This window comes from Pseudomonas sp. JH-2, assembly GCF_036231725.1.
GTDB classification, from domain to species: Bacteria; Pseudomonadota; Gammaproteobacteria; order Pseudomonadales; family Pseudomonadaceae; genus Pseudomonas; species Pseudomonas delhiensis.
The window spans coordinates 57,991-84,516 of record NZ_JAZAQP010000031.1; the positions used below are offsets into that span (position 1 = coordinate 57,991).

22 protein-coding genes and 1 riboswitch are annotated in these 26,526 nt (G+C 71.2%); of the genes, 13 read left to right on the forward strand and 9 right to left on the reverse strand.

Going from position 1 to position 26,526, the window contains the following annotated elements; translation table 11 throughout:
• Positions 1–224 precede the first annotated feature (224 nt).
• From VV867_RS20340 to VV867_RS20350, 3 genes are read right to left on the reverse strand one after another with little or no spacing between them, the layout of a single operon-like run.
• Positions 225–1,049, reverse strand: coding sequence for an aldo/keto reductase (locus VV867_RS20340; RefSeq protein ID WP_109934822.1), 825 nt, complete (start codon positions 1,047–1,049; stop codon positions 225–227).
• A 31-nt stretch (positions 1,050–1,080) separates the two neighbouring features.
• Positions 1,081–1,494 carry a VOC family protein gene (locus tag VV867_RS20345; RefSeq protein ID WP_089391631.1) on the reverse strand — a complete coding sequence of 138 codons (414 nt, stop codon included), beginning with the start codon at positions 1,492–1,494 and terminating at the stop codon, positions 1,081–1,083.
• Positions 1,495–1,542: 48 nt separating this feature from the next.
• Positions 1,543–2,091, reverse strand: coding sequence for a histidine phosphatase family protein (locus tag VV867_RS20350; protein ID WP_109934823.1), 549 nt, complete (start codon positions 2,089–2,091; stop codon positions 1,543–1,545).
• A 196-nt stretch (positions 2,092–2,287) separates the two neighbouring features.
• Here VV867_RS20350 and VV867_RS20355 point away from each other — a divergent pair, with 196 nt between their 5' ends.
• From VV867_RS20355 to VV867_RS20385, 7 genes are all read left to right on the forward strand, one after another.
• Entirely contained in the window at positions 2,288–2,503 is a 216-nt protein-coding gene (locus tag VV867_RS20355; RefSeq protein ID WP_061561196.1) for a CbtB domain-containing protein, read from the forward strand.
• A gap of 17 nt (positions 2,504–2,520) precedes the next feature.
• Positions 2,521–3,276 (forward strand): CbtA family protein, encoded by a 756-nt coding sequence (locus VV867_RS20360; protein ID WP_328567397.1) that lies wholly within the window; start codon positions 2,521–2,523, stop codon positions 3,274–3,276.
• Between the two features lie 147 nt (positions 3,277–3,423).
• Complete coding sequence (locus VV867_RS20365; RefSeq protein WP_328567398.1) at positions 3,424–3,957, forward strand: Csu type fimbrial protein; 534 nt, start codon at positions 3,424–3,426, stop codon at positions 3,955–3,957.
• A gap of 42 nt (positions 3,958–3,999) precedes the next feature.
• Positions 4,000–4,527 (forward strand): Csu type fimbrial protein, encoded by a 528-nt coding sequence (locus tag VV867_RS20370; RefSeq protein WP_158546412.1) that lies wholly within the window; start codon positions 4,000–4,002, stop codon positions 4,525–4,527.
• Positions 4,528–4,545: 18 nt separating this feature from the next.
• Positions 4,546–5,265: a fimbrial biogenesis chaperone gene (locus VV867_RS20375; RefSeq protein WP_328567399.1), complete on the forward strand. Its 720-nt coding sequence runs from the start codon at positions 4,546–4,548 to the stop codon at positions 5,263–5,265.
• A gap of 8 nt (positions 5,266–5,273) precedes the next feature.
• Positions 5,274–7,649 carry a fimbria/pilus outer membrane usher protein gene (locus VV867_RS20380; protein ID WP_275627106.1) on the forward strand — a complete coding sequence of 792 codons (2,376 nt, stop codon included), beginning with the start codon at positions 5,274–5,276 and terminating at the stop codon, positions 7,647–7,649.
• A gap of 15 nt (positions 7,650–7,664) precedes the next feature.
• Positions 7,665–8,690: a Csu type fimbrial protein gene (locus VV867_RS20385; RefSeq protein ID WP_328567400.1), complete on the forward strand. Its 1,026-nt coding sequence runs from the start codon at positions 7,665–7,667 to the stop codon at positions 8,688–8,690.
• 4 nt (positions 8,691–8,694) lie between these two features.
• Here VV867_RS20385 and VV867_RS20390 read toward each other — a convergent pair whose 3' ends face one another.
• The 3 genes from VV867_RS20390 to VV867_RS20400 are packed head-to-tail and all read right to left on the reverse strand — an operon-like array spanning position 8,695 to position 12,261.
• A complete protein-coding gene (locus VV867_RS20390; RefSeq protein ID WP_275627108.1) occupies positions 8,695–9,600 on the reverse strand; it encodes an ABC transporter substrate-binding protein in 906 nt (301 codons plus the stop codon).
• The gene (locus VV867_RS20395) at positions 9,597–10,304 is read right to left on the reverse strand and encodes a (2Fe-2S) ferredoxin domain-containing protein (RefSeq protein WP_328567401.1); all 708 of its coding nucleotides are present in this window, start codon (positions 10,302–10,304) and stop codon (positions 9,597–9,599) included. The genes VV867_RS20390 and VV867_RS20395 overlap by 4 nt, the downstream gene beginning before the upstream one ends.
• Positions 10,305–10,311: 7 nt before the next feature.
• Positions 10,312–12,261, reverse strand: coding sequence for a TonB-dependent receptor plug domain-containing protein (locus VV867_RS20400; RefSeq protein WP_442965043.1), 1,950 nt, complete (start codon positions 12,259–12,261; stop codon positions 10,312–10,314).
• A 93-nt stretch (positions 12,262–12,354) separates the two neighbouring features.
• A riboswitch (cobalamin riboswitch) is annotated at positions 12,355–12,560 on the reverse strand.
• Between the two features lie 125 nt (positions 12,561–12,685).
• Here VV867_RS20400 and VV867_RS20405 point away from each other — a divergent pair.
• The 4 genes from VV867_RS20405 (at position 12,686) to VV867_RS20420 (ending at position 16,110) form a co-directional block, all read left to right on the forward strand.
• Positions 12,686–13,042 carry a VOC family protein gene (locus VV867_RS20405; protein WP_328567402.1) on the forward strand — a complete coding sequence of 119 codons (357 nt, stop codon included), beginning with the start codon at positions 12,686–12,688 and terminating at the stop codon, positions 13,040–13,042.
• Between the two features lies 1 nt (position 13,043).
• Complete coding sequence (locus tag VV867_RS20410; protein WP_328567403.1) at positions 13,044–13,478, forward strand: DUF2268 domain-containing putative Zn-dependent protease; 435 nt, start codon at positions 13,044–13,046, stop codon at positions 13,476–13,478.
• 91 nt (positions 13,479–13,569) lie between these two features.
• Entirely contained in the window at positions 13,570–14,166 is a 597-nt protein-coding gene (locus tag VV867_RS20415) for a LemA family protein (protein WP_109933485.1), read from the forward strand.
• A 15-nt stretch (positions 14,167–14,181) separates the two neighbouring features.
• Positions 14,182–16,110, forward strand: a complete 1,929-nt coding sequence (locus VV867_RS20420; protein WP_328567404.1) for a M48 family metallopeptidase — start codon at positions 14,182–14,184, stop codon at positions 16,108–16,110.
• 417 nt (positions 16,111–16,527) lie between these two features.
• On the opposite strand, the gene VV867_RS20425 is transcribed toward VV867_RS20420, so the two are convergent.
• The 3 genes from VV867_RS20425 to VV867_RS20435 form a co-directional block, all read right to left on the reverse strand.
• Positions 16,528–17,910 carry an amino acid permease gene (locus VV867_RS20425; RefSeq protein WP_275627112.1) on the reverse strand — a complete coding sequence of 461 codons (1,383 nt, stop codon included), beginning with the start codon at positions 17,908–17,910 and terminating at the stop codon, positions 16,528–16,530.
• 277 nt (positions 17,911–18,187) lie between these two features.
• Positions 18,188–18,865 (reverse strand): class I SAM-dependent methyltransferase, encoded by a 678-nt coding sequence (locus tag VV867_RS20430; protein WP_328567405.1) that lies wholly within the window; start codon positions 18,863–18,865, stop codon positions 18,188–18,190.
• A gap of 341 nt (positions 18,866–19,206) precedes the next feature.
• Positions 19,207–19,437, reverse strand: a complete 231-nt coding sequence (locus tag VV867_RS20435) for a hypothetical protein (RefSeq protein ID WP_328567406.1) — start codon at positions 19,435–19,437, stop codon at positions 19,207–19,209.
• Between the two features lie 304 nt (positions 19,438–19,741).
• Here VV867_RS20435 and VV867_RS20440 point away from each other — a divergent pair, with 304 nt between their 5' ends.
• Positions 19,742–22,753, forward strand: coding sequence for a transglycosylase domain-containing protein (locus VV867_RS20440; protein WP_275630507.1), 3,012 nt, complete (start codon positions 19,742–19,744; stop codon positions 22,751–22,753).
• A gap of 160 nt (positions 22,754–22,913) precedes the next feature.
• Positions 22,914–26,264 carry a patatin-like phospholipase family protein gene (locus VV867_RS20445; protein WP_328567407.1) on the forward strand — a complete coding sequence of 1,117 codons (3,351 nt, stop codon included), beginning with the start codon at positions 22,914–22,916 and terminating at the stop codon, positions 26,262–26,264.
• The last annotated feature ends 262 nt before the right edge of the window (positions 26,265–26,526 follow it).

A 26,526-nucleotide genomic window follows, 5' to 3' on the forward strand; every position in this document is an offset into this window, starting at 1 on the left:
GAAGGGAGAGGGAGCTTGTCCGTGCCGAGAGAGGAAATGGTTTCTGCCGGAAATCACCGCGCCTGCCGGCTGACTCGAGAAAACCAGAGCGCGCCGAACGGTCCCCTCTCCCTTCAGGGAGAGGGTTAGGGAGAGGGGGCGGAGCCACGCCCGAACACCTGCATATCCGGGAGGCACCGTTCGCGAGCAAGCTCGCTCCTACGAAAAGCGCGAGCCCCCCTACCTCAGACCACCGCCAGGTGCGTCTTGCGCCTTGGCGGCGGGAAGGCCGCGTCCAGCTTCGCCAGGTCTTCCTCGTCCAGCCGCAGCTGCAGTGCCGCGGCGTTGTCGCGGATGTGCGCGGCCTCCACCGCCTTGGGTATAGCGATCACCCCCTCCTGGCGAATCAACCAGGCCAAGGCCACCCGCGCCGGAGTTGCGCCATGGCGTTCGGCCACTTCGCGCAGGGCGGCGTTGCGCAGCAGGCGGCCGCCCTGGCCCACCGGGCAGTAGGCCATCAGCGGCATGCGCTGTTCCTGGCACCAGGGCAGCAGGTCCCATTCGATGCCGCGTTCCTCCAGGCTGTATTGCACCTGGTTGGTGGCGCAGTGCAGGGCGCCCAGTTCCTGCATGTCGTCGAGGTCGAAGTTGGAGACGCCCCAGCGGCGGATCTTGCCGTCCAGGCGCAGGCGCTCGAAGGCCTCGACGGTTTCCTCCAGCGGGTACTGGCCGCGCCAGTGCAGCAGGTAGAGGTCCAGGCAGTCGGTGCCCAGGCGCCGCAGGCTGCGCTCGCAGGCCGCCGGCACGCCGCGGGCGCTGGCGTTGTGCGGGTAGACCTTGCTGACCAGGAAGACCTGTTCGCGCAGGCCGTCGATGGCCTCGCCGACCACCTCCTCCGAGCCGCCCTCGCCGTACATCTCGGCGGTGTCGATCAGCGTCAGGCCCAGCTCGATGCCTTCGCGCAGGGCCGCCACCTCGCGCTTGCGCGCCGCCCTGTCCTCGCCCAGGCGCCAGGTGCCCTGGCCGATGGCCGGAACGCGCGCGCCATCGGCGAATACCACCTCTTTCATGCCTTGCTCCTTCTTGTTCACTACCAGTCGTTCAATGCCAGGGGTCGTAGGTGCCGAAGCTCCATACGTGCCCCTCGGGGTCGCGGCAGGTGAAGCCCTGGCCGCCGTAGTCCTCGTCGCGGATGTCGATGACCATCCGCGCGCCGGCGTCCAGCGCTCGGCGGTACAGGGCCTCGGCGTCGGGCACCACCAGGTACAGGCTCTGGGTGCAGCCGCCGACCTCCTCGGGCCGGCGCATCAGCCGGCCGTATTCATTGTCCACCGCCGAGCCCAGCATCAGCATGCCGCTGCCGTCGGGCAGGCACAGCTGCGCGTGGGCCACGCCGCCCTCGCCGTCGTCCACCACCAACTGGCGGACGAAGCCGAAGGTCGCGCACAGCCAGTCGATGGCCGCCGGCGCGTCGCGGTAGCGCAGGCAGGGGATCAGGCGGGGATGGCTGGCCATGGCGGTCTCCTCGTGGCGATGGGCCCACAGAGCATAGACCGCGGCCCGCTACAGACGCAGGCGCCAGCGCCCGTTGCGGACCAGGCGCAGCACGCCCAGCGGCTCGACGTCGATGGCATTGAACGCCGCCGCGCCGGACTGCAGCACGTGCAACGCGGCCGCGCGCAGCACCGCGGGGTGGCTGACGACGACGAAGTGGCCGTCCTCGTCGAAGGCATCGAGCCAGGCGCCCACGCGCTCGCACAGCTGCACCTGGGACTCGCCGCCGTGGGGTGCGCTGGCGGGGTCCGCCAGCCAGGCGGCCAGCCCGGTCGCCGCGGTTTCCTGCAGGGCCTGGAGGCTCTGCCCGCGCCAAGCGCCGTAGTCGCAGTCGCGCAGGGCCTCCAGCAGCTGTGGCTCGGCCTCCCAGGCGGCGGCGGTCTGCCGGGCGCGCAGCTCGGGGGCGCAGAGCAGCCGCCGCGGCGCCTTGAGCCCGGCGCGGCGCTCGGCCAGGCGTTCGTCCTGGCCCGGCTCCAGCGGCTCGTCGGGCTGGGCGAAGCGGCCCTGGCGCTGGGCGGCGGTGCGCCCGTGGCAGACGAGGCTCAGGCGGCTCGGCATCGAATTCTCTCCCATTCGCAGGCGCCGGGGTTTACACTGCCCGACGCTCTCGTAGCACTTTGTTACCTGGAAGGAAGCCGGTGAAAACCCGGCACGGTCGCGCCACTGTATTCGGTCCTCGGGCCGAGAGTCAGACCCTTCCCTGCAAAAAAACAAATCGCCAACCGTTCAGGACGCGTAATCCTAGGAGGTTTCCATGGCTCATTCAGCCACCCACGCCGATACCGGCGTATCGCTCCCCGTCATCCCCCTTTCCGAACTGCTGCCCTGGGCCATCTTCGGCGGCCTGCTGCTGCTCCTGGCGCTGTACTTCGTCGGCGCCGAACAGGGCGCCACCTCGATGTTCAAGGGCATGTACGTGCACGAATTCGTCCACGACGGCCGCCACCTGCTGGGCTTCCCCTGCCACTGACCCCGGGGATTCCCTACATGACTGGAAAACTCCTGCTGCGCGGGATGCTCGTCGGCGTCCTGGCGGGCCTGCTCGTCTTCGCCTTCGCCTTCGTCTTCGGCGAACCCCAGGTGGACCGCGCCATCGCCTTCGAAGAACAGATGTCGGCCCTGCACGAGGCCGCCGAAGCCACCAGCGGCGCCGCCCATGACCACGAGGAAGAGCTGGTCAGCCGCGAGGTCCAGGCCAGCTTCGGCCTGCTCACCGGCGTGGTGGTCTACGGCGCCGCCATGGGCGGCCTGTTCGCCCTGGTGTTCGCCTACGCCCTGGGCCGCACCGGGCGCCTGGGCCCGCGCGCGCTGAGCGCCCTGCTGGCCCTGGCGGCCTTCGTCGCCCTGTACCTGATGCCGAGCCTGAAGTACCCGGCCAACCCGCCGTCGGTGGGCGACCCGGAGAGCATCCGCCAGCGCACCGCACTGTTCTTCCTGATGATCGCCCTGTCCATCGCCGCGGCCGTCATCGCGCTGAACCTGGCCCGCCGCCTGCTCGCCGAGCACGGCGCCTGGACCGGCGCCATCGCCGGCGTGGCCGTGTACCTGGGCATCTGCGCCGTCGCCGGCCTGCTGTTCCCGGCCGTGCGCGAAGTGCCGGCGGACTTCCCGGCCGACCTGCTGTGGCAGTTCCGCCTGGTGTCCCTGGGCATCCAGGCGATCCTCTGGACCACCGTCGGCCTGGTCTTCGGCTGGTGGATGGAAGCCGTTCCGCTGCATCGGCCGCGACTCGGCAAGGCCTGACCGGCCCCTTCGGCGCGCGGGTCCCGCCCAGGGGCCCGCACGCCCCGCCCCATCCCCCATCTTTCTCGAACACCCTCCCCCTATCCGCCCACGTCATCGCTGTCGCCCCCTGGGAAAATGCCTCTCCCATTTTTCGAGGCCATGACGATGAAGCATGACAGGCTCAGCCACGCCCTAGCCGCCACCCTGCTCACCCTGCCCCTGGGCCAGGCCCTGGCGGCGATCAGCGGCCAGGTGGAGGTTTCCCTCGAGATCGCCAGCGGCTGCCAGGTGAGCCAGGGCAACAGCGCCAGCGGCGTGATCAACCAGTTCGGCCACCTGGACTTCGGCAGGGCCGGCCCGACCTGGAGCAACGCCCTGAGCGCCCAGCTGATCGGCACCGGCGGCGGGGCCCTGCAGGTCACTTGCGACCCGGGCATCGGCGCCTTCGATGTGCAGGTCGACGGCGGCCTGCGTGGCGACCGGACGCTGGAAAACGAGAGCGGCGAGCACATTGCCTACTCGCTGTACGTGGACGCCGGGTACACCCAGGAATACCTGCCCGACCAGACGTACGAATTCGCCATTCCCAGCGACGGCACTCCCGTCGACGTTCCCATCCACGGCGCCATCGCGCCCAATGCCAGGGCCCTGCCCAGCGGCACCTACCGGGACACCCTGACCGTCACCCTGGAATTCTGAGGTCGCGGCCGGCCCATGCCAGCGCCTACCCGGCCGCCCCGCGTGCCTGCCAGGCCACGCCGCCGCGCCCTGGCCGCGCTGCTCCTGCTGCTCGCCCACGCCGGCGCGCAGCAGGCGGACGCCGCGACCCGGGCCAGCTTCCGCGTCTCCGCCAGCGTCACCCAGGGCTGCCTGGTCAACCAGGCGGCGCCGGGCAGTGGCAACGACTTCGGCCGCCTCGACTTCGGCCGGCACCCCTCCAGCACCAGCGGGACGATCAGCGCCCGGCTGCTGCCCAACGACGCCATCAGCCTCAGCTGCACGCCGGGGGTGAAGCTGCGCATGACGGTGGACGGCGGCCAGCACCTGGAGGGCGGCCTGCGCCACCTGGGCGCCGGCCAGGCGCGGCTGGCCTACCGCCTGTACCGCGATGCCGGCCTGAGCCAGGAAATCCCGGTCGGCGCCAGCGTACCCATCGACTACAGCACCCCCGGTGCCATCCAGCTGCCGATCAACGCCGCCCTCCGCCTGCCCGGCAACCAGACCGCCGGGCGCTACCAGGACCGGCTCACCGTGACCCTGTCGTGGTGAGCGAGCCGGAGCCCCCCGATGCCCTTCGCCCTGCTTCTCATACTGCTCGTGCTGCTGCCCGCCGCGGCGCGGGCCGGCAGCTCCATCCTCATCTGGCCGATCGACCCGCGCCTGGAGCACGACCAGCGCGCCAGCGCGCTCTGGCTGGAGAACCGCGGCAGCCGGAGCACGCTGCTGCAGGTGCGCATCTTCGCCTGGAGCCAGCGCGACGGCGAAGAGCACTACCAGGCGCAGCGCGAGGTGGTCGGCAGCCCGCCGATGGTCCGCGTCGAGCCGGGCGCCCGCCAGCTGGTGCGCCTGACGCGCCTGGCGCCCAGCGCGGCCGGCACGGAGCACGCCTACCGCATCCTCATCGACGAGGTGCCCACCCCGCAGGACGAGGCGCAAGGGCCGGGGGGCAGCGGCATCCGCTTCCAGATGCGCTACTCGGTGCCGCTGTTCCTCGCCGGCCCCGGCCTGCCGGCCGAGGCGGGCCGCCCGGCGCTGGGCTGGCGCCAGGTCGAGGCTGGCGGCAAGGCCTACCTGGAGATCAGCAACAGCGGGCCACGCCACGCCCGCCTGACGCGGGTGGCCTTCGAGCGGGACGGCGCCAGCCTGGCCATGGACGAGGGCCTGCTCGGTTACGTGCTGCCCGGCAGCCACATGCGCTGGCCACTGCCGCGCCCGCTGGCCGGTGGCGAGCGGCTGTGGGCGGAGGTCAATGGCGAACGCGGCGAGATCGCCGCCGCGCCCCGCTGAACCGCGGCATGGCCCGGCTGCCGCTGCGCCGCTGCCACCTGCTGTTCGCCGGCCTGGCCCTGCTCGACGGCGAGGCCCCGCTGGCCGCGCCCCTGCCCCCGCCACCGCGGGATGCGGGCGCGCTGGCCGACAGCGTGCGCCTGTACCTGGAGCTGGTGGTGAACCTGCGGCCCAGCGGCAAGGTGGTGGCCGTGGACCTGCAGCAGGGCCGCCTGCGGATGGACGCGGCCGACCTGCGCACCCTCGGCCTGCCGGTGGCGCAGGCGGGCTGGCTCGACCTCGGCGAGCTGGCGGGGGTGCAGGCGAGCTACGACGCCCAGGGCCAGCGCCTGCTGCTGCAGGTGCCGCCGCACTGGCTGCCACCGCAGCAGCTGGACGCGGCGGCGCGGCGCGCCCGGGTGCCGGCCCGCAGCAGCGTCGGCGCCCTGTTCAACTACCAGCTGTACGCCAGCAGCCCGCAGAACGGCCAGGACACCCGCTCGGCCTGGAGCGACCTGCGCCTGTTCGGCCCCTTCGGCGTATTCAGCCACAGCGGCGTCCACCAGCAGCCCTTCGGCGGCCCGGCGCAGCGCAGCCGCTACCTGCGCTACGACAGCCACTGGCGCTTCGCCGACGAGGAGCGCGCGCTGACCTACGAGGCCGGCGACCTGGTCAGCCGCTCGCAGGCCTGGGCCTCGCCGGTGCGCCTGGGCGGGGTGCAGCTGTCCCGCGACTTCGCCATCCGTCCCGACATCGTCACCTACCCGCTGCCGCGCTTCGCCGGCGAGGCGGCGCTGCCCAGCACCCTGGAGCTGTTCGTCGACGGCTACCGCAACGGCCGCTACGAACTGCAACCCGGCCCCTTCAGCCTCGGCGCCCTGCCCTACGTCAACGGCGCCGGCCAGGCCGTGCTGCAGACCACCGACGCCCTCGGCCGCCAGGTCTCCACCAGCGTGCCCTTCTACGTCAGCAGCGAACTGCTGCGCCCGGGCCTCAGCGACTTCGCCGCGAGCCTGGGCAGCCTGCGCCAGGGCTACGGCCAGGACGATTTCGCCTACGGCAGCGGCGCCGCCAGCGCCTCGCTGCGCCACGGCCTGAGCGACCACTTCACCCTGGAGGCCCAGGCCGAGGGCGCCGCCGGCCTGGCCATGGGCGGGCTGGGCGGCGTGCTGCGCCTGGGCACCCTGGGCGTGCTCAACGCCGCGGCCGGCCATGGCCGGCTGGAGGGCGACGGCGGCCGGCAGTTCAGCTTCGGCTACCAGTACAGCGCCCGCCGCTTCCACTTCTCGGTGCAGCGCAGCCAGCGCGACGCCGACTACGCCGACCTGTCACGCCTGGCCTACGAACGGCAGCGGCGCCGCAACGGCGACGACACTGCGCCGAAGCGCGGCTATTCGCCCACCCGCCGCAGCACCCAGGCCAGCGCCAGCGTGGCATTGGACGGCTGGGGCAGCCTGGGCGCCGGCTATTTCGAGGTGGAGGCCGGCGACGGCGGCCGCACCCGCCTGCTCAACCTGTCCTGGGGTCGCTCGCTGTGGGGCGAGGCCAGCCTGTACCTGTCCGCCAACCGCGAACTCGGCAACGGTCGCTGGAACAGCGCGGTGCAACTGGTGATCCCCTTCGACCTGCGCGGCACCCTCGGCATGGGCATCGAGCGCGGCGCCGACGGCCGCAACAGCCGGCGCGTCGACTACAGCGAGGCGCTGCCCGGCGAAGGCGGCTTCGGCTGGAACCTCGGCCACGCCGACAACGGCGGGGGCGGCGACTGGCACCAGGCCGCGCTGCACTGGCGCGGCCGGAACCTGCAGGCCCGCGGCGGCCTGTACGGCAACGCCGACGACTACACCCGCTGGGCCGACCTCGGCGGTTCGCTGGCCTGGATGGACGGCGCGCTGTTCGCCGCCAACCAGGTGCAGGACGCCTTCGTGCTGGTGAGCACCGACGGCCAGCCCGGCATCCCGGTGCGCTACGAGAACCAGCTGGTCGGCCAGACCGACGCCAACGGCCACCTGCTGGTGCCCTGGAGCAGCGCCTACTACCCCGGCAAGTACGAGATAGACCCGCTCGGCCTGGCCTCCAACGTCGAGGCGCCGGTGGTCGAGCAGCGCGTCGCGGTCAGGGCCGGCAGCGGCTACCTGCTGCGCTTTCCGGTGCAGCGCATGCTGGCCGCCAGCCTGCTGCTGCACGACCGCCACGGCCAGCCGCTGCCGCTGGGCACGCAGGTCGCCGGCGACGACGGCCGGGCCGCCTACGTCGGCTGGGACGGGCTGGTCTACCTGGAGCACCTGCAGGCGCGCAACCGCCTGCGCGCGAGCCTGCCCGACGGCGCCACCTGCAGCGCCACCTTCGAACTGGACCCCGCGGCCGAGGAACTGGCGCAGCTGGGGCCGCTGCCCTGCCTCTGAAGCCCGGAGTCGACGATGAACCCATGGCTACGCCCGCTGCTGCCCCTTTTGCTCCTGGCCCCGCTGTCAGCCTGGGCCACCACTGCCCAGCAATGCCGCATGCAGCCCGGCGACAGCAACTTCGGCACCCACAGCTCCCTGGTCATCGCCCGCGAGCCGCTGCAGATTCAGACCCGCGGCGGCATGGCCTGCGACGTGCGCAGCGGCGCGATCATCGGGCAGAACTGGGTGCGCCTGCGCCTGGAAAACCTCGATGGCAGCTTCCTGCGCAATGCGAAGACCGGCGACAGGATCCCCTTCGACCTGTACGCCGACGCCTCGCTGAAGCAGATGCTGCGGCAGGGCGTGACCTACGACTATGCCAACCTCGTCGGTAGCGGCCACCTGGACCTGCGCACCTTCCCGCTGCATGCCCGGGTGCGCTCGGCCAACGTGACGGCGGGCACCTACGTCGCCACGCTGCAGTTGCGCTGGTACTGGCGCATCTGCGTCACCGGCCAGGCCCTCGGCGTCTGCGCCTGGCCGGGCTGGGACAACAGCCCGGGGCTCAGCGGCGGCTGCCTGGGCCCGGTCTGCCTGCAGGAGCCGAGCAACTGGGGCAACGGCATGGTCACCCAGGTGCGCCTGGTGCTGAACGTCCGCAACGATTGCCAGCTCAGCGCCCCCGCCCTCGACTTCGGCAGCGCGCCCCTGGTCAGCAGCTTCCTTCCGGTGCAGCAGCGCATCCAGGTGCGCTGCACCAAGGGCGCGCACTACAGCGTCGGCCTCAGCGACGGCAGCCATGCCAGCAACGGCCAGCGCCACATGGCCAGCGGCAACGCGCGCCTGGCCTACGAGCTGTACAAGTCGGCCGGCGGCAACGAACGCTGGGGCGCCCAGGGCGCCGAACGCCGCCCCGACGGCAGCGCCGAGTCGAACCCCGGCCAGCTCGACGGCATCACCGCCCAGGGCTTCGACTACCGCGCGGAAATCCTCCCCGAGCAACCCACCCCGCCCGCCGGGACCTACACCGACAGCGTGGTGGTGGACGTGCGCTTCTGAGCGCTCAGGGGTACAGGGCGGCGGCCAGCTCGCGCGCCGCGCGGCCGCTTTGCGCCCCCGGCACCAACTGGCTGAAGGGCAGCGTCACGAAGCGCCCTTCGCGCACCGCGCGCAGGCGTGACAGCAGCGGGTGCGCGCGCAGGTAGCGGACCTTCTCCGCGGCCGGCGACCAGCGCGCGTCGGCCAGCAGGATCACATCCGGGTCGCCCGCCAGCAGCGCCTCGGGGCTGGCCAGGTAGCCGCGCAGCGCCACCGCCTCGAACAGGTTGCGCGCCCCGGCGGCGCGCAGCAGCTCGCTGACGAAGCCACGCCCGCCCTGGCTGGCCAGGCCGGCGTCGCTGCTGTCGAGGTAGAACACCCGCAGCGGCGCATGGCCGGCGGCCCTGGCGGCGGCCGCGCGCAGGTCGGCCTGTTGGGCATTTATCAGCCGCTGGGCCCGCGCCTCGACGCCGAGCAGCCGGCCCAGGGTGAGCAGGTCGTCACGCACGTTGCCGAAGCCATCTCCCGTGCGTTGCGCGCAGGCCGCCTCCAGCAGGTAGCTGGCGATCCCGGCGGCGCCCAGCTCGGCGCGCCCGCGCCCCGCGTCGAAGGCCGTGGCGAAGCCGCCCACCACCAGGTCCGGGCGCAGCGCGTAGAGCAGCTCGGCGGACGGGTAGCGCGCCGACACCACGGGTACGCCGCGGTAGCGCCCACCTTGCAGGTCCGGCCCCGGGTCGTCGAGGTAGGCCACGCCCACCAGCCGCGGCCCGGCGCCCAGCGCCAGCAGCAGGTCGGCGGCGTGCTGGTTGAGCGCCAGGATGCGCTCGGCCGGGCGCGCCAGGTGCCAGGCCTGGCCGCAGTTGCGGTAGTCCTGGGCAGCCAGGGCCGGTGCTGCCAGCAGCAATCCGAGCAGCAGTGCCAAGCCCTTCATGGCGCCCCCTCGATCAGCAGTTCGGCCACCGGCTCGCCGCCCGCCAGGTGCTGCTCCACCACGCGCAGCACCTGGGCCTCGTCGCGCACGCCGTACCAGCAGCGCTCCGGGTAGACGGTCAGCAGCGGCCCGCGGTTGCAGGGGAACTGGCAGCCGGTGCGGGTCAGCAGCACGCCCTCGGCGGTTTCGATCAGCCCGCGCCGGGCCAGTTCGCGGCGCAGCGTCTTCCACAGCGGCAAGGCGCCGCGGCGCACGCAACGCGGGCCGGTGCAGAGGAAGACCTGGCGCTTGTGCGGCGGCGGCGCCGACCAGTCCGGCTGCTCCGGCACCGGGCCGGCGTGGCGGCAATCCAGCTGCTGGCGGCCGTCGTCGATGGCCGCGCACACCAGCCGGGCATCCAGGCCACGGCGGCCGAGGGCCGAGGCGGTCACCCGCGGGCACGGCGTCCGGGGGTAGTCGCCGGCCAGTTGCGCCACCTCGCCGCGCAGCCAGTCGAGGTAGGCGCCGTCGCTGGCCGGCTCCAGGTCCACCAGCAGCAGCGCCCTGCCCGCCTGCAGCTGGGCGCGGACGGCCGGCCAGAGGGCGTCGAAGCCATCGCTGGTGTCGATCGGCTGCAACGCCCCGCGCAGCGCTTGCAGCTCGGCGCGGAAGGCCTCGCCCTGGGCGCCCGCGAGGGGGCCGACGATCAGCACTGCCGGGTCCATGGCCACCTCAGAAGCTGAAGGTGTAGCGCAGCTCGGCGCTGCGCGGGCGGCCCAGGTTGTCCACCTGGCGGATGCCGTTGCTGGTGCGGCTGGTGGCGTAGTCGCGGTCCAGCAGGTTCTCCAGCAGCAGGCTCAGGCGGTGGCGGCGCGCGCCGTCCAGGTAGCGGTAGGCGTCGCCGTCGAGCACCGTGTAGTGGCCATAGTCGTCGCCCTGGGGGCTGACGATGGAGCCGACGTAGCGCACCGCCACGCCGAAGCCCCACGGGGCCTGGTCGTAGCCCAGCCGCGTGCGGGCGAAGAAGTGCGGGATGTTGTTCACCGTCACGCCCTCGCGGGTGTCCACCAGGTTGCGCGTGGCGTCAGCGGCCAACTGCCAATGCTCGCCCAGTTGCCACTGGCCGCTGGCCTCGATGCCGCGCACCTCGATCTCGCCATCGCCGTTCACCCACTGGTCGCCGGCCAGGGTGATGAGGTCACTGATCTCGCGGCGGAAGACGGTGACGCTGCCGCTCCACGGCTGGCCGAACAGCGCGCCGCTGTAGTCCAGGCCCAGCTCGGCGTTGCGGCTGCGCTCGGGCTTGAGGTCGCGGTTGCCGATCTCGCTGCCCGGCTCGTTGACGAACAGTTGCTCGGCGTTGGGCAGCTTGAAGGCGGTGCCCAGCTGGCCGCGCAGCTTGAGCTGGTCGGTGAGGTCGTACAGCGAGGTGAGCATCCACACGGTGGCACCCTCGCCGCCGCTCATTTCCTCGCGGCGCACGCCCAGGCTGGGGTGCCAGTTCGGCAGCAGGTCCACCTGCGGGCGCAGTTGCGCGTACAGGGCATGGGACTCGGCCTTGTCGTTGTCGATGATGAGGACATCGTCCTGGCCCTTGTACCACTGGTTGTCGCTGCCGAAGACCAGTTCGTGGCCGCCGGCCAGGCGCGCCTTGCCCTCCAGCTGCGCACCCCAGTCGGTGAAGCCCCAGTAGTCGTTGTGGTTGAGCACCCGGGTGCCGCCGCCGGCGAGGTTGTAGATGCGCGTGTAGCTTGTGTCCCAGTCGTTCAGGTGGGCCTTGGCGAACCAGCTGAAGTCCTCGCCCAGGTGCTGCTCGAAGGTGGCGGTGGCGATCTGCTGGATGCGGTCGTTGGTCGTGTGGTGGTTGTCGGCTGGGCGGGCGTAGTCCAGGTCGGCGTCGGCGTACTGGTAGAACAGCTCCAGGCGCGAATCGTCGCCGAAGGCCTGGATGGCCTTGGCGCCGAACACGTTGACGTCGTAGGAGCGGCGCTTGTCGCTGACGGTGGCGGTCATGTCCTGCTCGCGGAACGGCTTGTAGCCGTCGGAGCGGTTGTGGCTGACGTAGGCCAGCAGGCCGAGGTCGCCCAGGCCGTTCGTCAGCACCTTCTCCACCCGCGCGTCGCCGCTGCGTCCGCGGAAGCTGTCCAGGCCCAGGTTGACCTCGCCGGAGGCCTCGCGGCTGCGCGCGCTGCGGGTGACGATGTTGATCACCCCGGACACCGCCTGGGTGCCGAACAGCAGGCCCTGGCCGCCCTTGAGCACCTCGATGCGCTCCACCGCGGCGGTCGGCAGGGTGTCCAGGTAGAGGCCGCCGTACAGGCGGTTGTTCAGGCGCACGCCGTCCAGCAGGATCAGGGTGTCGTCGTTGCGCCCGCCCAGCAGCGAGTAGGTGCCGTAGTCGAAGGGGCCGTTCTTCGGCGCCACGAATAGCCCCGGCACGTACATCTGCAGCACGCGGGTGACGTCGGCGCTGGGGCCGGCGCGCTCGATCTGCTCGCGCTCGATGACCTCGAGCTTGCTGCCGTAGCGGGCCATCTCGGCGACGGTGGTGGACTCCACCGAAGGGGCGCTGACGATTTCGTCCTGCAGCCCCAGGGGCGCGGCATGCAGGCAGGGGCTCAGGCACAGGCCGGCCAGCCACGGGGCGCGCCGGGGTGCGGATTCAGGGAAGGGGAAATGCAAGGTGATCGCCTCGAAATGGGAATTTCGCAGGCGGCGCAGCGAGTTCCGGCGCGGGCGCGACCGGAATCCGGCTCACGCCCGCCCACCGCGGGTTTGCCAACAACGCTCCAGGCCGGTCTCCGGGCTCGCGAGGATCGTGGAGCATCCGCCTTCCCATGCCTGAGCACAGTGGCCTCGTGGATGCCCCGCTCGCTTACCGTTGCGGGGGCAGCGCCGGACTTGCCGCCAAGGGCGACGCACCGGCTTCCCGTTTCACCTCGCGCACGGCGGCACGAGGCACCTGGAACGGCGGGCATCTGACCACCTGGGCGGCGGAGCGTCAAGGGCGCGGCTGTCGCGCCTGGACCGGCCCTCCGGCGGCAGTTAAGGTGAGCGCCCCGGGACCGGGCCCGATGGCCCCGCACATGGAAAAGACTGGATACAAATGACCGACTTCCCCATCGTCTCCGTGCTCATCCACGTGCCCGACTGGCGCGCAGCCACCGACTGGTACGCCCAGGCCTTTCCCGCGGCACGCCGCGTGGTGCACGTCCCCGACGACTTCGGCCACCTGCAACTGGGCGCGGTGGCCCTGGAGATCGTCAACGCCGACGCCAAGGTCGCCGCCGGTGCCGCGGGCTCGGTGGTGTACTGGCACGTCGCCGACCTCGACGGCGAACGTGCACGCCTGCTGGCGCTGGGCGCCGAGCCCTGGCGCGGGCCGCTGGCCCTGCTCGAGGGCGGGCGCATGTGCCAGGTGCGCGATCCCTGGGGCAACTGCATCGGCCTGCGGGAGGCCTGACATGGGCATCCACCTGCATCTGCTCAACGCCAGCGGCGTCTTCGACGCCGACCTGCTGGCCATGCTCGGCCACGAACTGCACCACTGCGCGCGCTGGAGCGGGCCGGGCTATGGCCGCAGCTTCGCCGAGGCGCTGGCCAGCGAAGGCCTGGCCTGTGCCTTCGAGAGCGAGCTGCGCCCCGGCTACCTGCCCTTCTACGCCGCCGCCGAGCTGCCAGCCGCCATCCACGAGCAGGCCCGCCGGCAACTGGCGCACGGGCAGTACGACCACGCCGCCTGGTTCTTCGGCAGCGGCCCCGGCATCCCGCGCCACGCCGGCTACGCCCTGGGCCTGGAGCTGGTGCGCCGCTACCAGGCCGAGCACCCGGGCGCGAGCGCCGCCGGGCTGTGGGCGGAACCGGCGGAGCGCTTCACGGGCTACCTCGACGCGCTGTGAGCCAGCGCGCAGCACAGCCTCTGGCCGCTGGCCCGGCGGCGGCTTTCCGCTATCATCGGCGGACCTTCCCGACGCTCGAAAAGGACTGCCCATGTCGGTTTCTTCCCTGGTGCTACTGCTCGTCCTCGCCGTGCTGTTCTTCGGCGCCATCGCCATCTACAACCGCCTGGTGAACCTGCGCGCCCGCTACCGGAACGCCTTCGCGCAGATCGAGGTGCAGCTCAAGCGGCGCTACGACCTGATCCCCAACCTGGTGGAAACCGCCAAGGCCTACCTCAAGCACGAGCGGGAAACCCTGGAAGCGGTGATCGCCGCACGCAACGCCGCGGTGGCCGGGCTCAAGGCCGCCGCCAGCCAGCCCGGCGCCCCCGCGGCACTGGCCCAGCTGGCCAACGCCGAGGGCGCCCTGGGCGGCGCGCTGGGGCGGCTCAACGTGACACTGGAAGCCTACCCGGACCTGAAGGCCTCGCAGAACATGCAGCAGCTCACCGAGGAGCTGTCGAGCACCGAGAACAAAGTGGCCTTCGCCCGCCAGGCCTACAACGACGCGGTGATGGAGTACAACGCCTACCGCCAGTCGTTCCCCGCCGTGCTGCTGGCCGCCAACTTCGGCCACAAGGCCGACGCCGCCTCGCTGGAGTTCGCCGACAGCCAGCAGATCCAGGATGCGCCCAAGGTCAGCTTCTAAGCGCTGGCCGGCCCTATGAACTTCTTCCAGCACCAGGACCGCGCCCGCCGCCAGACCGGGCGGCTGATCCTGCTCCTGGCCATGGCGGTGACCAGCCTGGTGACGCTCACCAGCCTGGTCCTGGGCTGGCTCTGGCGCCATATCGGCGAGCCCGCCAGCCACTGGACCTCGCCGCAGCGCCTGCCCGACCTCGAGCTCTACCTGTGGGTGGCCCTGGTGGTGGTCGGCGTGGTGGTGCTCGGCGCCTGGTACAAGCACCGCCAGCTGCGCCTGGGCGGCCGCGCCGTGGCCGAGCGCCTGGGCGGCCGGCTGATCAACCTGGACGCCCGCGACGCCGACGAGCGCCGGGTGCTCAACGTGGTCGAGGAAATGGCCATCGCCTCGGGCACCCCGGTGCCGCCGGTGTACCTGCTGGAGGACGGCGGCATCAACGCCTTCGCCGCCGGCCTGACGCCGCGCGATGCGGTCATCGGCGTCACCCGCGGGACCATCGGCCTGCTCAGCCGCGACGAGCTGCAGGGGGTGATCGCCCACGAGTTCAGCCACATCCACCACGGCGACATGCGCCTGAACACCCGCCTGGTGGCGCTGCTGCACGGCATCCTGCTGCTGGGCCTGATCGGCGAGACCATGGTCCGCGGCCTGTGGGACAGCCACACGGCCGACGACGTCGCGCGCATCCGCGTGCAGCGCAGCAACGCCGGCAACGACGCCGGCTCCGGCTCGGCCCTGGGCTTCATCGCGCTGGCCTTCGTCGCCGGCCTCTGCCTGTGGGTGCTGGGTTCGCTCGGCACCTTCTTCGGCAGCCTGATCAAGGCCGCGGTGAACCGCCAGCGCGAGTACCTGGCCGACGCCTCCGCCGTGCAGTTCACCCGCAACCCGGCCAGCATCGCCGGGGCGCTGAAGAAGGTCGGCGGCTACGGCTCGCTGCTCGGCGCCCTGCACCGCGCCGAGTTCAGCCACCTGTACTTCAGCGACGGCCTGGCCAGCCACTGGTTCGGCCTGGCCACCCACCCGCCGCTGGAGGCGCGCATCCGCCGCATCGAGCCGGGCTGGGACGGCCGCTACCCGAAGCTGGAGCCACGCCTGGACGTCCCGCTGGTGGACCGCGAGACCTGGAACGCCGCCCTGCGCGGCTACCCCTCGGGCGCGGCGCTGGCATCGGTCGAGGCCATCGGCGAACCCGCCGGGACGCACCTGGAGGAAGCCCGGCATACCCTGCAGCGGCTGGACGACGGCCTGCAGGCGGCGGCCCATGCCGTCGATGGCGCCCAGGCCCTGGTCTACGGCCTGCTGCTGGATGCCGGGGCGACCGCCCGCGAGCAGCAGCTGCAACTGCTCAAGCCGCGCCTGGACCTGGGCGTGGCCTTCCAGCTCGACCGCCTGGAGGAGCGCCTGCGCGCCCTCGACCCGGGCCTGCGCCTGCCCCTGCTGGACCTCGCCATGCCGGCGCTGCGCCAGCTGGACGACGGGCAGTACGAGGCCCTGCGCGGCAACATGGCGCTGCTGATCAAGGCCGACCGCCGGGTGAAGCCGCTGGAATGGACGCTGCTGCGCATCGTCGAACGCAACCTGCGCCCCGGCCCGGCGCGCATCGGCAACCTGCCGCTGGCCGAGCTGGGCGACGAGGCGGCCATGCTCCTGGCCTTCCTCGCCGGCCTCGACAACACCGACGCGCTGCACACCGAGCAGGCCTTCGCCCAGGCCTGGGCCGGCCTGCCCTTCGCCCCGCGCCAGCGCCCGCGTGCCGGCACCCTGCGCGAGCTGGAAGTGGCGCTGCGGCGCCTGGTGCAGCTGCGCCCGCTGCAGAAGCCGCAGTTGCTCAAGGCCATGGCCCGCTGCATCGAGTACGACGGCCATATCAGCGTGGCCGAGGCGGAGCTGATGCGCGCGGTGGCGGATATCCTCGATTGCCCGATGCCGCCGTTGCTGGGGAGGGCGTAGGGGTTCGCCCGACGCCGAGACGCTCTTCGTAGGAGCGGACCTTGTCCGCGATGGCCGGACGTTCCGGCTCGATTCGCGGATGAGATCCGCTCCTACGGCTTGCCCCAACGCCGTGCCCATGTAGGAGCGCGCCCTGCGCGCGATTCGCGGGCAGGGCCCGCTCCTACGGTCCGCCGGAAGGCCGTGCATTTCATTTTCTGGCCGCCCAAGAAAAAGGGCCTCCGAACAGGCTGTGTGAAAACCTCAGGATCGGTCCCACTGGTTAAAAAACAACCTGGATTTCGCGTTTCTACGTGGATTCTGGATTGGCTGAATAGCCAAGCCTCTTCAGATTTCACGTAGGAACGCGCTCTTCGAAGAGCCGCTCGGTTTTTCACACAGCCTGCGAAGAGGCCCTTTCTCATTGCGTCACCGCGCTCACGCGCCGCTGGCGACCGCGCCCTGCTCGCCTTTCGGCGCCAGGTCGAACACGCGGTACAGCACCACCAGCAGGACCAGGAAGGCCGGGCCGATGTACAGGGCGATGCGGGTGTCCTCGAAGAACGCCATCAGCGCCACCACCAGCACCAGGAAGGCCATGGCCAGGTAGGAGCTCAGCGGGTACAGCCACATGCGGAACTGCAGCTTGCCGGCCTCGGCCGGGCTCAGGCCGCGGCGGAACTTCAGCTGCGCCAGCAGGATCATGGCCCAGGTCCAGATGGCGCCGAAGGTGGCGATGGAGGTCACCCAGGTGAACACTTTCTCCGGCACCAGGTAGTTCAGCAGCACGCCGAACAGCAGGGCGACTATGGACAGGATCAGCGCATTGCGCGGCACGCCACCCTTGGAGGTCTTGGCGAAGACGGCCGGCGCCTGGCCGTGCTGGGCGAGGCTGTAGAGCATGCGCCCGGTGCTGAAGATGCCGCCGTTGCAGGACGACAGCGCGGCGGTGATCACCACGAAGTTGATGATGCCGGCGGCGGTCTTGATGCCAAGGCGCTCGAAGGTCATCACGAAGGGGCTGCCCTGGGTGCCGATCTCGTTCCACGGGTAGATCGACATGATCACGAAGAGCGCGCCGACGTAGAACAGCAGGATGCGCCAGAACACCGAGTTGATGGCGCCGGGGATGGTCTTCTGCGGGTTCTTCGCCTCGCCGGCGGTGAGGCCGATCATCTCCACGCCCAGGTAGGCGAACATCACCATCTGCAGCGACATCAGCACGCCGGTGATGCCGTGGGGCATGAAGCCGCCGTTGCTCCACAGGTTGGAAATGCCGGTGGCCACGCCGTCGTTGCCCAGGCCGAAGACGATCATGCCGCCGCCCACCAGGATCAGCGCGAGGATGGTGACGACCTTGATCAGGGCGAACCAGAACTCGAACTCGCCGAAGGCGCGCACCGCGATCAGGTTGATGGTGCCCATGCTCGCCAGGGCCGCCAGGGCCCAGATCCAGCGCGGCACCTCGGGGAACCAGATGCCCATGTAGATGGCCACCGCGGTGATCTCCGCGACGCAGGTCACCAGCCACAGGAACCAGTAGTTCCAGCCGGTCAGGTAGCCGGCCAGCGGGCCGAGGTAGTCCTGGGCGTAGCGGGCGAAGGAGCCGGCCACGGGGTTGTGCACGGCCATCTCGCCGAGGGCGCGCATGATGACCAGGATGGCCAGGCCGCCGATGATGTAGGAGAGCATGATGGCCGGGCCGGCCATCTGGATGGCCTTGGCGGAGCCGAGGAACAGGCCGACGCCGATGCAGGCGCCGAGTGCCATGAGACGGATGTGCCGCTCGTTGAGATCCCGTTGGAGATCGTGGGACGACATGATGGTGCAACCTCGATTTTGTTGTTGGGTATATCAGCGGCGACTCGAAGCGCGGTCGGGATGAGGAAGGCCCGCGACGGAAAAAGCGCCGCCACCGCGCCGGTGGGCACGGGGGAGGAGTCGTCTGGGGCCTTCCGGGACTGCACACCGGAAGAGGCTGCCCGTTCTTGTGGAACGGACGTGGGCATTGCGGGAGTGAACCACTGAGGTCGCCGCGGAGTGTTGCACAAGATTGCCGGAGCGTCTGCCCCCTTATGGTGCGAACGAGACCAAAGGCTTATTCGGCCGGCGCGGCCACCAGCAGCAGCGAGCAGGCCTCGCCGGTATCCGGCCGCCGCGGCTCGCGCAGCGACAGCAGGCGCCAGCCGCAGGCGTGCAGCAGGGCCAGCCAGGATTCGAAGGTACGGAAGTACCAGGGCATGGGCTCGCGGAACTCCTCGCCCAGGGCACTGAAGGTCTCCAGGCGCCAGCCGTCCTCGTAGGGCTCGTCACCGCAGGCGCTCCAGGGGTGCAGCGTCTGGATCAGCAAGCGCCCGCCCGGCGCCAGGCGCTGTGGCAGGCCACGCAGCAGGGGCGCGAGGTCTTCGTCGAACAGGGCGAAGTTGCACACCAGTGCGTCGAACAGTCCCAGGTGCGCACCCGCCTCACCCACCAGTTCGGCCTGGCTGAGCACCTCGTAGCGCCCGTCCCCGGCCTGGCGCGCCGCCTCGATCAGCGCCGCCGAGGCATCGACGCCCACCACCTCGCAGCCCCGGGCCTCCAGCACCCGGCACAGCCAGCCCTCGCCGCAGCCGATGTCCAGCACCCGCCGCGGCGAGCCTTCCAGCACGGCGCGGACGATGGCCTCGTCGGTGGCCAGGCGGCGGCTGTCGATGCGCTGCTCGCGCACCGCGCGGGTCCAGGCACTGGCGTTGCTGTCCCAGCTGTGGCGGATGCGGGTGGGGTTGTCGGGCATGGTGGGGTCCGGTTTTGGGGGTGTCGACTTCATTCTAGGCAAAGGCTTTTCGTAGGAGCGAGCTTGCTCGCGAACCGTGTTTCCCGGTGGCTTTGGTGCTGGGGGTGACTCCGCTCCCTCTCCCCAGCCCTCTCCCTGAAGGGAGAGGGGGCTTGTCCGTGCCGAGAGAAGGAGTGGTTCCAGCCGGAAACTTTCGGTGTTGCCGGCTAACTCCAGAGCCTCCGTTTCTGCCCAACGGTCCCCTCTCCCTTCAGGGAGAGGGTTAGGGAGAGGGCGCTCTTCAGGGCTAGCACCGCAGCCACCGGGAAACACCGTTCGCGAGCAGGAACTGGGCGCCCCTCTCACAACCCCTTCGGCACCGCCAGCCCCTTGGTCGAAGGCCCCTGCTTCAACGGCTGCCGGCACCCCGCGTCGCTGAACGGCCCGGACAGCCGCGTCCAGCCTTCCCCCGGCGAGGTCTGGCTGCAGGTCAGGTGGCCGTCCAGGCGGCTCTGCCACAGGTAGAACGGCATGGGCGCGGCCTGGGCGGCCAGGCAGGCGATCAACGGCAGGAACAGCAGGAACGGGCGCATCGGACGGGCTTCCAGGTCACTCGTCGGCCATTGTCGCGGGCTGGGCCGGACGAAGGCACGACATTCAGCAGAATTTTCCCCGCCTACTACGCTCAAAGAAAGGGGAGGCCGCTGGCACGGGGGCTTTCGCGGCACCGGGATGGGTGCCGGTCGTCACGTCGGCGGAGACCACTTACTCAGGCTTTCGCAAGCATGGGCAGGTCGTGATATGGCGCATACGGAGCATACCGGTCAACTGCATTCTCAACCGGGCGTGCCGGAGCCTGGCTTTTCCCCGAAGAAACCCAGCCACCACCGTTTTCTGCTGCTGTTTCTCTTCGTCCTGCCCCTGCTGGCGGCGATGGGCGCGGCGCTGCTCTACGAGGCGCGCACTTCCAAGCTGCAGGCCCGCGAACTGGCGCGCCTGGCCGGCGACCTGACCTGGCAGGTCGGCGCCGGCGCCAGCGACCAGGTGGTCTACCCGAAGGACGGCCCCTTCGACCGCCGCCTGGGCTACCTGCAACTGCCGGACTTCCTGCAGCGCCTGCATGACCGCGACTTCGTCACCCTCGACCAGGCGCGCTTCTCCCCTGCCCTGCTGCAGTACGCCGGCTACGGCATGTTCCCGCCCTACGCCGAGAAGGCCCAGGCCGGCGTCGACATCAGTGACTGCCGCGGCCTGCCGATCTACAACTTCCGCTACCCGCAGCGCCTCTACGCCAGCTATGACGCCATCGCCCCGCTGATCGTGCAGAGCCTGCTGTACATCGAGAACCGCGACCTGCTCGACGCCAGCCGCCCCTACCTCAACCCGGCCATCGACTGGAGCCGCTTCACCCAGGCCGCGGTGGCCCAGGCCGGGCGCCTGGTGGGCATGGGCAACCACGCCCCCGGCGGCAGCACCCTGGCCACGCAGATCGAGAAGTACCGCCACTCGGTGGACGGCCGCACCAACTCCATCCGCGACAAGCTGCGGCAGATGGCCTCGGCCAGCGTGCGCGCCTACCAGGGCGGCGCCGAGAACCTGCCGGCGCGGCGCAACGTGGTGCTCACCTACCTCAACTCGGTGCCGCTCTCGGCGCAGCCGGGCTACGGCGAGGTCAGCGGCCTGCCCGACGGCCTGTGGATCTGGTACGGCACCGACTACCAGGAGGTCAACCGCCTGCTCGCCGCGCCCGCCGGCACGGGCGCCGAGCTGGAGGCCCAGGGCCGGGCGCTACGCCAGGTGGTGTCGCTGATGATCGCCCACCGCCGCCCCTCCTACTACCTGTCGCGCGGGCGCAAGCCGCTGGGCGAGCTGACCGACAGCTACCTGCGCCTGCTGGCCCAGGCCGGGGTGATCGAGGCGCCGCTGCGCGATGCCGCGCTGGCCCAGCGCCTGGAGTTCCGCGACCCGCAGAACCAGCCGACGGTGCAGCCGCTGGAGCCGAACAAGGGCGTGAGCCTGGCCCGCACCCGCCTGGCCGGCATGCTCAACGTGCCGCTGTATGACCTGGACCGCCTCGACCTGACCTTCAGCACCACCCTGCAGGACGAGCTGCAGAACAAGGTCAGCGCCTACCTCAAGCAACTGGCCGACGCGGACTTCGCCTCGCAGATCGGCCTGTTCGGCGAGCACCTGCTGTCCAAGGACAAGACCGCCGACGTGCGCTACAGCTTCGTGCTGTTCGAGCGCACCGCCGACGGCAACCGCGTGCGCGTGCAGACCGACAGCACCGACCAGCCCTTCGACATCAACGAGGGCAGCAAGCTGGAACTGGGCTCCACCGCCAAGCTGCGGGTGCTGTCCAACTACCTGGAGCGCGTCGCCGACCTGTACCGCGCCTACACCGGCAAGCCCGCCGCCGAGTTGCGCAAGGTGCCGGTGGAGCCGCTGGACTTCATCACCCGCTGGTCCATCGACTACCTGGTCGCCAACCCCAACGCCGACCTCTCGGCCATGCTCGCCGCGGCCATGCAGCGCAAGTACTCGGCCAGCCCCTACGAGAGCTTCTTCACCGGCGGCGGCGTGCACACCTTCTCCAACTTCCGCCGGGAGGACAACGGGCGCATCCCCACCCTGCTCGAAGCCCTGCGCGAGTCCATCAACCTGCCCTTCGTGCGCCTGCTGCGCGACCTGGTGCGCCACGACATGTACCAGAAGGACGGCAACAAGCTGACCGTGCTGCAGGACGACAAGGACCCGCGCCGGCAGCTGTACCTGGACCGCTTCGTCGACCAGGAGAGCCGCGTCTACCTGCTGCGCTTCTGGCAGAAGTACCGCGGGCAGAACGCCGACGAGCGCCTGGACACCTTCCTCGACGGCCTGCGCCCCTGGCCGGTGCGCCTGGCGGCGATCCACCGCTACCTGCAGCCCCGGGCCGACCAGGCGAGCTTCGCCGCCTTCCTCCAGGACCGCCTGAAGCAGAGCCACTACACCGGCGAGAAGCTCACCGACAAGCGCATCGCCGACCTCTACACCCGCTACGGCCCCGGCGCCTACGACCTCAACGACCAGGGCTACGTGGCCCGCGTGCACCCGCTGGAGCTGTGGCTGCTGGGCTACCTGCAACGCCAGCCGCAAGCCAGCTTCGCCGACGCGGTGGCCGCCAGCAACGCCGAGCGCAAGCAGGTCTACGGCTGGCTGTACAAGTCGCGCTACAAGGCCGCCCGCGACAAGCGCATCCGCATCATGCTGGAGGTGGAGGCCTTCCTCGACATCCACCAGCAATGGAAGCAACTGGGCTACCCCTTCGACCACCTGGTGCCCTCGCTGGCCACCGCCCTGGGCAGCTCCGGCGACCGCCCGGCGGCGCTGGCCGAGCTGATGGGCATCATCCTCAACGACGGCGTGCGCCTGCCGACCCTGCGCATCGACAGCCTGCACTTCGCCGCCGGCACGCCCTACGAGGTGAGCCTGGCGCCGCAGGCCAACGTCGGCACCCGGGTGATGACCTCGGAGGTGGCCAGCACCCTACGCGACTCGCTGTCCCAGGTGGTCGACCAGGGCACCGCGCGGCGCCTGTCCGGCAGCTTCCGCCGCGACGACGGCAGCGCGCTGGTGATGGGCGGCAAGACCGGCACCGGCGACAACCGCATCGAAAGCTTCACCCGCGGCGGTGCGGTGAAGAGCTCGCGCTCGCTGAACCGCACCGCGACCTTCGTGTTCTACCTCGGCCCGCGGCACTTCGGCACCCTCACCGCCTACGTCGCCGGCAGCGCCTCGAGCAACTTCAAGTTCACCTCGGCGCTGCCGGTACAGGTGCTCAAGGGCATGGCGCCGATGCTGCAGCACTACCTGGAGCCGGGCACCGAGTGCCATGCGCCCCAGGACACCCTGCGGGTGAGCTGGCTATGAGGCCGGCGGCCGGCGCCCAGCGCGCCGCCGCGGCCTGAACCCGGGAAAGGCCAGGGAAGCACGGCGCCAAGGGTTCGGCGCCGGGAGGTCCGGCCGGCCGTCAGCATGACCTGGCGCGGCGCCCCTTGCCGCGCGGGTCCGGGAGCCGGAGGGCACCGCCATGCCGCGCCGCCATGCGAACCTCAGGGACCAGGAACAGGCACTGCTGCGCCAGCGCCGTGCCCAGGCCGGCATCGACGTGCCGAGCGACTTCAGTTGGGGCCTGGCCCTCTCCGGCGGCGGCGTGCGCAGCGCCACCTTCAACTTCGGCCTGCTGCGGGCGCTGGCGAAGAACCACGTGCTCAAGCGCTTCGACTACCTGTCCACGGTCTCCGGCGGCGGCTACGTCGGCGCCATGCTCGGCCGCCTGTACGGCCCCGCCCAGGGCGCCCGCGAGGTGGAGAACGGTCTGGCGGCGGACGATTCGCTGCTGCTCTGGTGGCTGCGCAACAACGGCCGCTACCTGGCCCCGGCCGGCGGCCGCGACCTGCTGATGGCCGGCGCCTCGATGCTGCGCGGCTTCATGGCCACCCAGCTGGAGATCGGCATCCTGCTGCTGTGCATCGGCATGTTCACGGTGCTGCCCCACGTGCTGCTGGCTCTGGTGGGCACGCCGCCGGTGTTCCTCGGCAACCTCTGGTCGCTGTGGTTCCTCGTCGTGCCGCTGTTGCTGCTGGCCGCCGGCGCGCTGTGCTGGGCCTACTGGTTCAGCCGCGACCGCCAGGACCACGCCCTGCGCGACCTGCTCTCGGTGCTGCTGGCCCTGCTCGCCGCGCTGGCCCTGGCGGTGCAGGGCCTGTGGCCGCAGCTGCAGAGCGACATCGAGCTGGGCCCGCGGCTGCTGGCCTACGCCACCCTGGTCGGCGCCCTGCTGATCGCCCCGCTGGGCTGGCTGCTGCGCCTGCCGCTGCGTGCCTGCCCGCCGGACCAGCAGCGCCTGCGCCTGACCCACTGGCTGGGCTGGGTGCTGCTGGGCGGCGCCGGGGTCCTGCTGCTGGGCGCCTGCGAGGCGGCGACCTGGCACTTGGTCGTGCGCCTGCGCGAGAGCGGCAACTTCACCCTGGTCTCCTCTGGCGTGCTGGGCTCCACGGGCCTGGCTGTGGTGCTGTTGCGCGCCCTGCTGCCGACGCTGCTGGAGCGCCTGCGCCAGCAGGGCCTGCCCACGGCCTATGGCAGCCAGCTGGCCAACCTGCTGGGCCTGGCCCTGCTGGCGTTCCTGCTGCTGGCCTGGCTGACGCTGCTGCAGGCCTTCCTCTACCTGGGCGGCAACCTGCTCAGCCCCGGCGCCGCCATGCAGCCCTGGCTGCCGCTGCTGTACTGGGCCCTGGTGCTGGCCGCGCTGGGCTTCTACATCGGCATCAGCGGCGCCAACCTCACCCAGCTGAACCTCGCCTCGCTGCACTACTTCTACCGCTCGCGTCTGGCCCGCACCTACATCGCGGTGGCCAACCACGGCGGCCCCGAGGCGCGCTTCCCGGCCTCGCTGCTGGTGCCGGCCGAGCGCCGGCTGATCGAGGGCATCGAGTCGCTGCGGGAAATCCTCCCCGGCGACGACGTGGCCCTGGGCGACTACCAGCCGCACGCCTACGGCGGGCCGCTGCACCTGATCAACTGCTGCATCAACCAGACCCTCGACGACCGCACCCACAGCTACAACGCCGACCGCAAGGGCGTGGCGCTGACCGTCAGCGCCCTGGGCGTGGAGACCGGCACCCACGGCCCGCGGCCGCCCGAGGGCATGGAGCACGGCAGCCTGGCGCAATGGGCGACCATCTCCGGCGCCGCGCTGAGCACCGGCATGGGCTCGCGCACCAGCACCGGGCTGGCCGCGCTGGTGTTCATGACCGGCCTGCGCCTGGGCTTCTGGCTGCCCAACCCGACCCGCGCCGCCGAAACCGGCTGGCGCGCGCGCCTGGCCAAGTACCTGGCCACCCGCGCCGAGATGCTCGCCCAGTTCCCCGGCCTGCGCGCGCCCTTCTGGTACCTGTCCGACGGCGGCCACTTCGACAACAGCGGCGTCTACGCCCTGCTCAAGCGCGAGGTCGACCTGATCGTCGCCAGCGACTGCGGCGCCGACCCGCGCTACCTGTTCGAGGACCTGGAGAACCTGGTGCGCAAGGCCAAGATCGACTACGACGCCGACATCGAATTCATCGACCCGCAGAGCCTGGCCCGCGTCTCCGGCGACGACACCCGCGCCCTGCTGTTCGGCACCCCGGAGTCCATCTCGCCGGATTGCGGCCGCGAGTACCTGCTGCTGGCGCGCATCACCTACGCCAGCCACAGGCGCGGCACCCTGCTGGTGGTCAAGCCGCACCGCTGCGACTCGCCGCTGCTGGAGCTGCCCTTCGACCTGGTGGGCTACGCCGACCGCAACCCGGCCTTCCCGCAGCAGGGCACCGACGACCAGTTCTTCGACGAAAGCCAGTGGGAGGCCTACCACCAACTGGGCCTGGCCCTGGGCTCGGTGCTCAGCCGCGACCTCCTCCAGCGCCTGCCCGGCTGGACCGACCTGGCCAGCATCGTGACCCTCACCGCGGTCGGCCAGCCGGCCCCGGCCAACGCCCCGAACCACCGCCAGCGCATCGCCCAGAACGTACGCACCACCCTCGGCGTGGGCCTTTCCGCCAGCCTGGTGGTGGCGCTCTGGCAGGGCCTGGAGCAGTACCGCGGCAGCATCGCCGACAGCGAGTCGAAGTACGCCAGCCAGCTGGAGGCCATCGCCGACCTCTACGCCAAGGGCAACAAGGTCAGCGACGCCCTGCGCACGCGTATCGGCCACCTGGAGAACTTCGCCAGCCGCAACGGCCTGTCGGTGGAGTTCGCCAGCGACATGCGCACCCTGTTCGAGCGCGCCAGCACGGCCTGCGCCAACGGCACCGAGTCGGCCGACTGCGACTACCTGCGCCAGCTCACCAGCGACCCGCACCCCAACAGCCCGGTGCAGCAATACTGGTTCGGCTTCACCCCGCTGCCGGAAGACAACCCGGCGCTGGCCAGCGCCCCGCCGCCCCCTCCGCCACCACCACCCGCGGCGCCGGCATCGGCGCCGCCGGTCGCCGCCGAGATGGCGCCACCACCGGCCATGACCGCCGGCGCCGAACCCGCGACGGAGCCGGCGAACAACCCCTGCGTACGCGAAGGGCGGCGGCCGGTGGTGCTCTACACGCAGATCTACTCGTCCGACGAGCAGCGCCCGGCGCGGGACTTCCTCAAGCTGCTGGAAGGCAGCGGCATCAGCACCCCGGGCATCGAGAACGTGGTCAGCGCCGCCACCCGCCGCGGCTCGCCCCCGCCGCTGCCCTGGCCGCGGCCGACCTTCATCTACCACGCCCGCCGCGACGGCGAATGCGCACGCTGGCTGGCGCAGAAGTTCAGCGACAAGGCCGTGGCCCTGCCCCTGGCGGCAAGCCTGCAGGCCTCGCCCGGGGTCATCGAGTTCTGGCTGCCGGCGCAGGCGAAGCCCAACTGAGGTGACACCGAAATGCTCCTACGAAAAGCCATGCGCCCCGGTATGGTAGGAGCGCGCCCTGCGCGCGATTTCGCGGGCAGGGCCCGCTCCTACAGGTTGCCGGGAGACACGGTATTCCTCCCCCGTAGGAGCGGACCTTGTCCGCGATAGCCGGCCATCCCGGCGCGATTCGCGGATGAGATCCGCTCCTACGCTGCCCCACCCACGCCATTCCCATGTAGGAGCGCGCCCTGCGCGCGATTTCGCGGGCAGGGCCCGCTCC

Bases quoted from the DNA above. Each gene is read 5' to 3' on its own strand.
- VV867_RS20340 (WP_109934822.1), bottom strand. From the start codon at position 1,049: ATGAAAGAGGTGGTATTCGCCGATGGCGCGCGCGTTCCGGCCATCGGC.
- VV867_RS20345 (WP_089391631.1), bottom strand. From the start codon at position 1,494: ATGGCCAGCCATCCCCGCCTGATCCCCTGCCTGCGCTACCGCGACGCG.
- VV867_RS20350 (WP_109934823.1), bottom strand. From the start codon at position 2,091: ATGCCGAGCCGCCTGAGCCTCGTCTGCCACGGGCGCACCGCCGCCCAG.
- VV867_RS20355 (WP_061561196.1), top strand. From the start codon at position 2,288: ATGGCTCATTCAGCCACCCACGCCGATACCGGCGTATCGCTCCCCGTC.
- VV867_RS20360 (WP_328567397.1), top strand. From the start codon at position 2,521: ATGACTGGAAAACTCCTGCTGCGCGGGATGCTCGTCGGCGTCCTGGCG.
- VV867_RS20365 (WP_328567398.1), top strand. From the start codon at position 3,424: ATGAAGCATGACAGGCTCAGCCACGCCCTAGCCGCCACCCTGCTCACC.
- VV867_RS20375 (WP_328567399.1), top strand. From the start codon at position 4,546: ATGCCCTTCGCCCTGCTTCTCATACTGCTCGTGCTGCTGCCCGCCGCG.
- VV867_RS20380 (WP_275627106.1), top strand. From the start codon at position 5,274: ATGGCCCGGCTGCCGCTGCGCCGCTGCCACCTGCTGTTCGCCGGCCTG.
- VV867_RS20385 (WP_328567400.1), top strand. From the start codon at position 7,665: ATGAACCCATGGCTACGCCCGCTGCTGCCCCTTTTGCTCCTGGCCCCG.
- VV867_RS20390 (WP_275627108.1), bottom strand. From the start codon at position 9,600: ATGAAGGGCTTGGCACTGCTGCTCGGATTGCTGCTGGCAGCACCGGCC.
- VV867_RS20395 (WP_328567401.1), bottom strand. From the start codon at position 10,304: ATGGACCCGGCAGTGCTGATCGTCGGCCCCCTCGCGGGCGCCCAGGGC.
- VV867_RS20405 (WP_328567402.1), top strand. From the start codon at position 12,686: ATGACCGACTTCCCCATCGTCTCCGTGCTCATCCACGTGCCCGACTGG.
- VV867_RS20410 (WP_328567403.1), top strand. From the start codon at position 13,044: ATGGGCATCCACCTGCATCTGCTCAACGCCAGCGGCGTCTTCGACGCC.
- VV867_RS20415 (WP_109933485.1), top strand. From the start codon at position 13,570: ATGTCGGTTTCTTCCCTGGTGCTACTGCTCGTCCTCGCCGTGCTGTTC.
- VV867_RS20420 (WP_328567404.1), top strand. From the start codon at position 14,182: ATGAACTTCTTCCAGCACCAGGACCGCGCCCGCCGCCAGACCGGGCGG.
- VV867_RS20425 (WP_275627112.1), bottom strand. From the start codon at position 17,910: ATGTCGTCCCACGATCTCCAACGGGATCTCAACGAGCGGCACATCCGT.
- VV867_RS20430 (WP_328567405.1), bottom strand. From the start codon at position 18,865: ATGCCCGACAACCCCACCCGCATCCGCCACAGCTGGGACAGCAACGCC.
- VV867_RS20435 (WP_328567406.1), bottom strand. From the start codon at position 19,437: ATGCGCCCGTTCCTGCTGTTCCTGCCGTTGATCGCCTGCCTGGCCGCC.
- VV867_RS20445 (WP_328567407.1), top strand. From the start codon at position 22,914: ATGCCGCGCCGCCATGCGAACCTCAGGGACCAGGAACAGGCACTGCTG.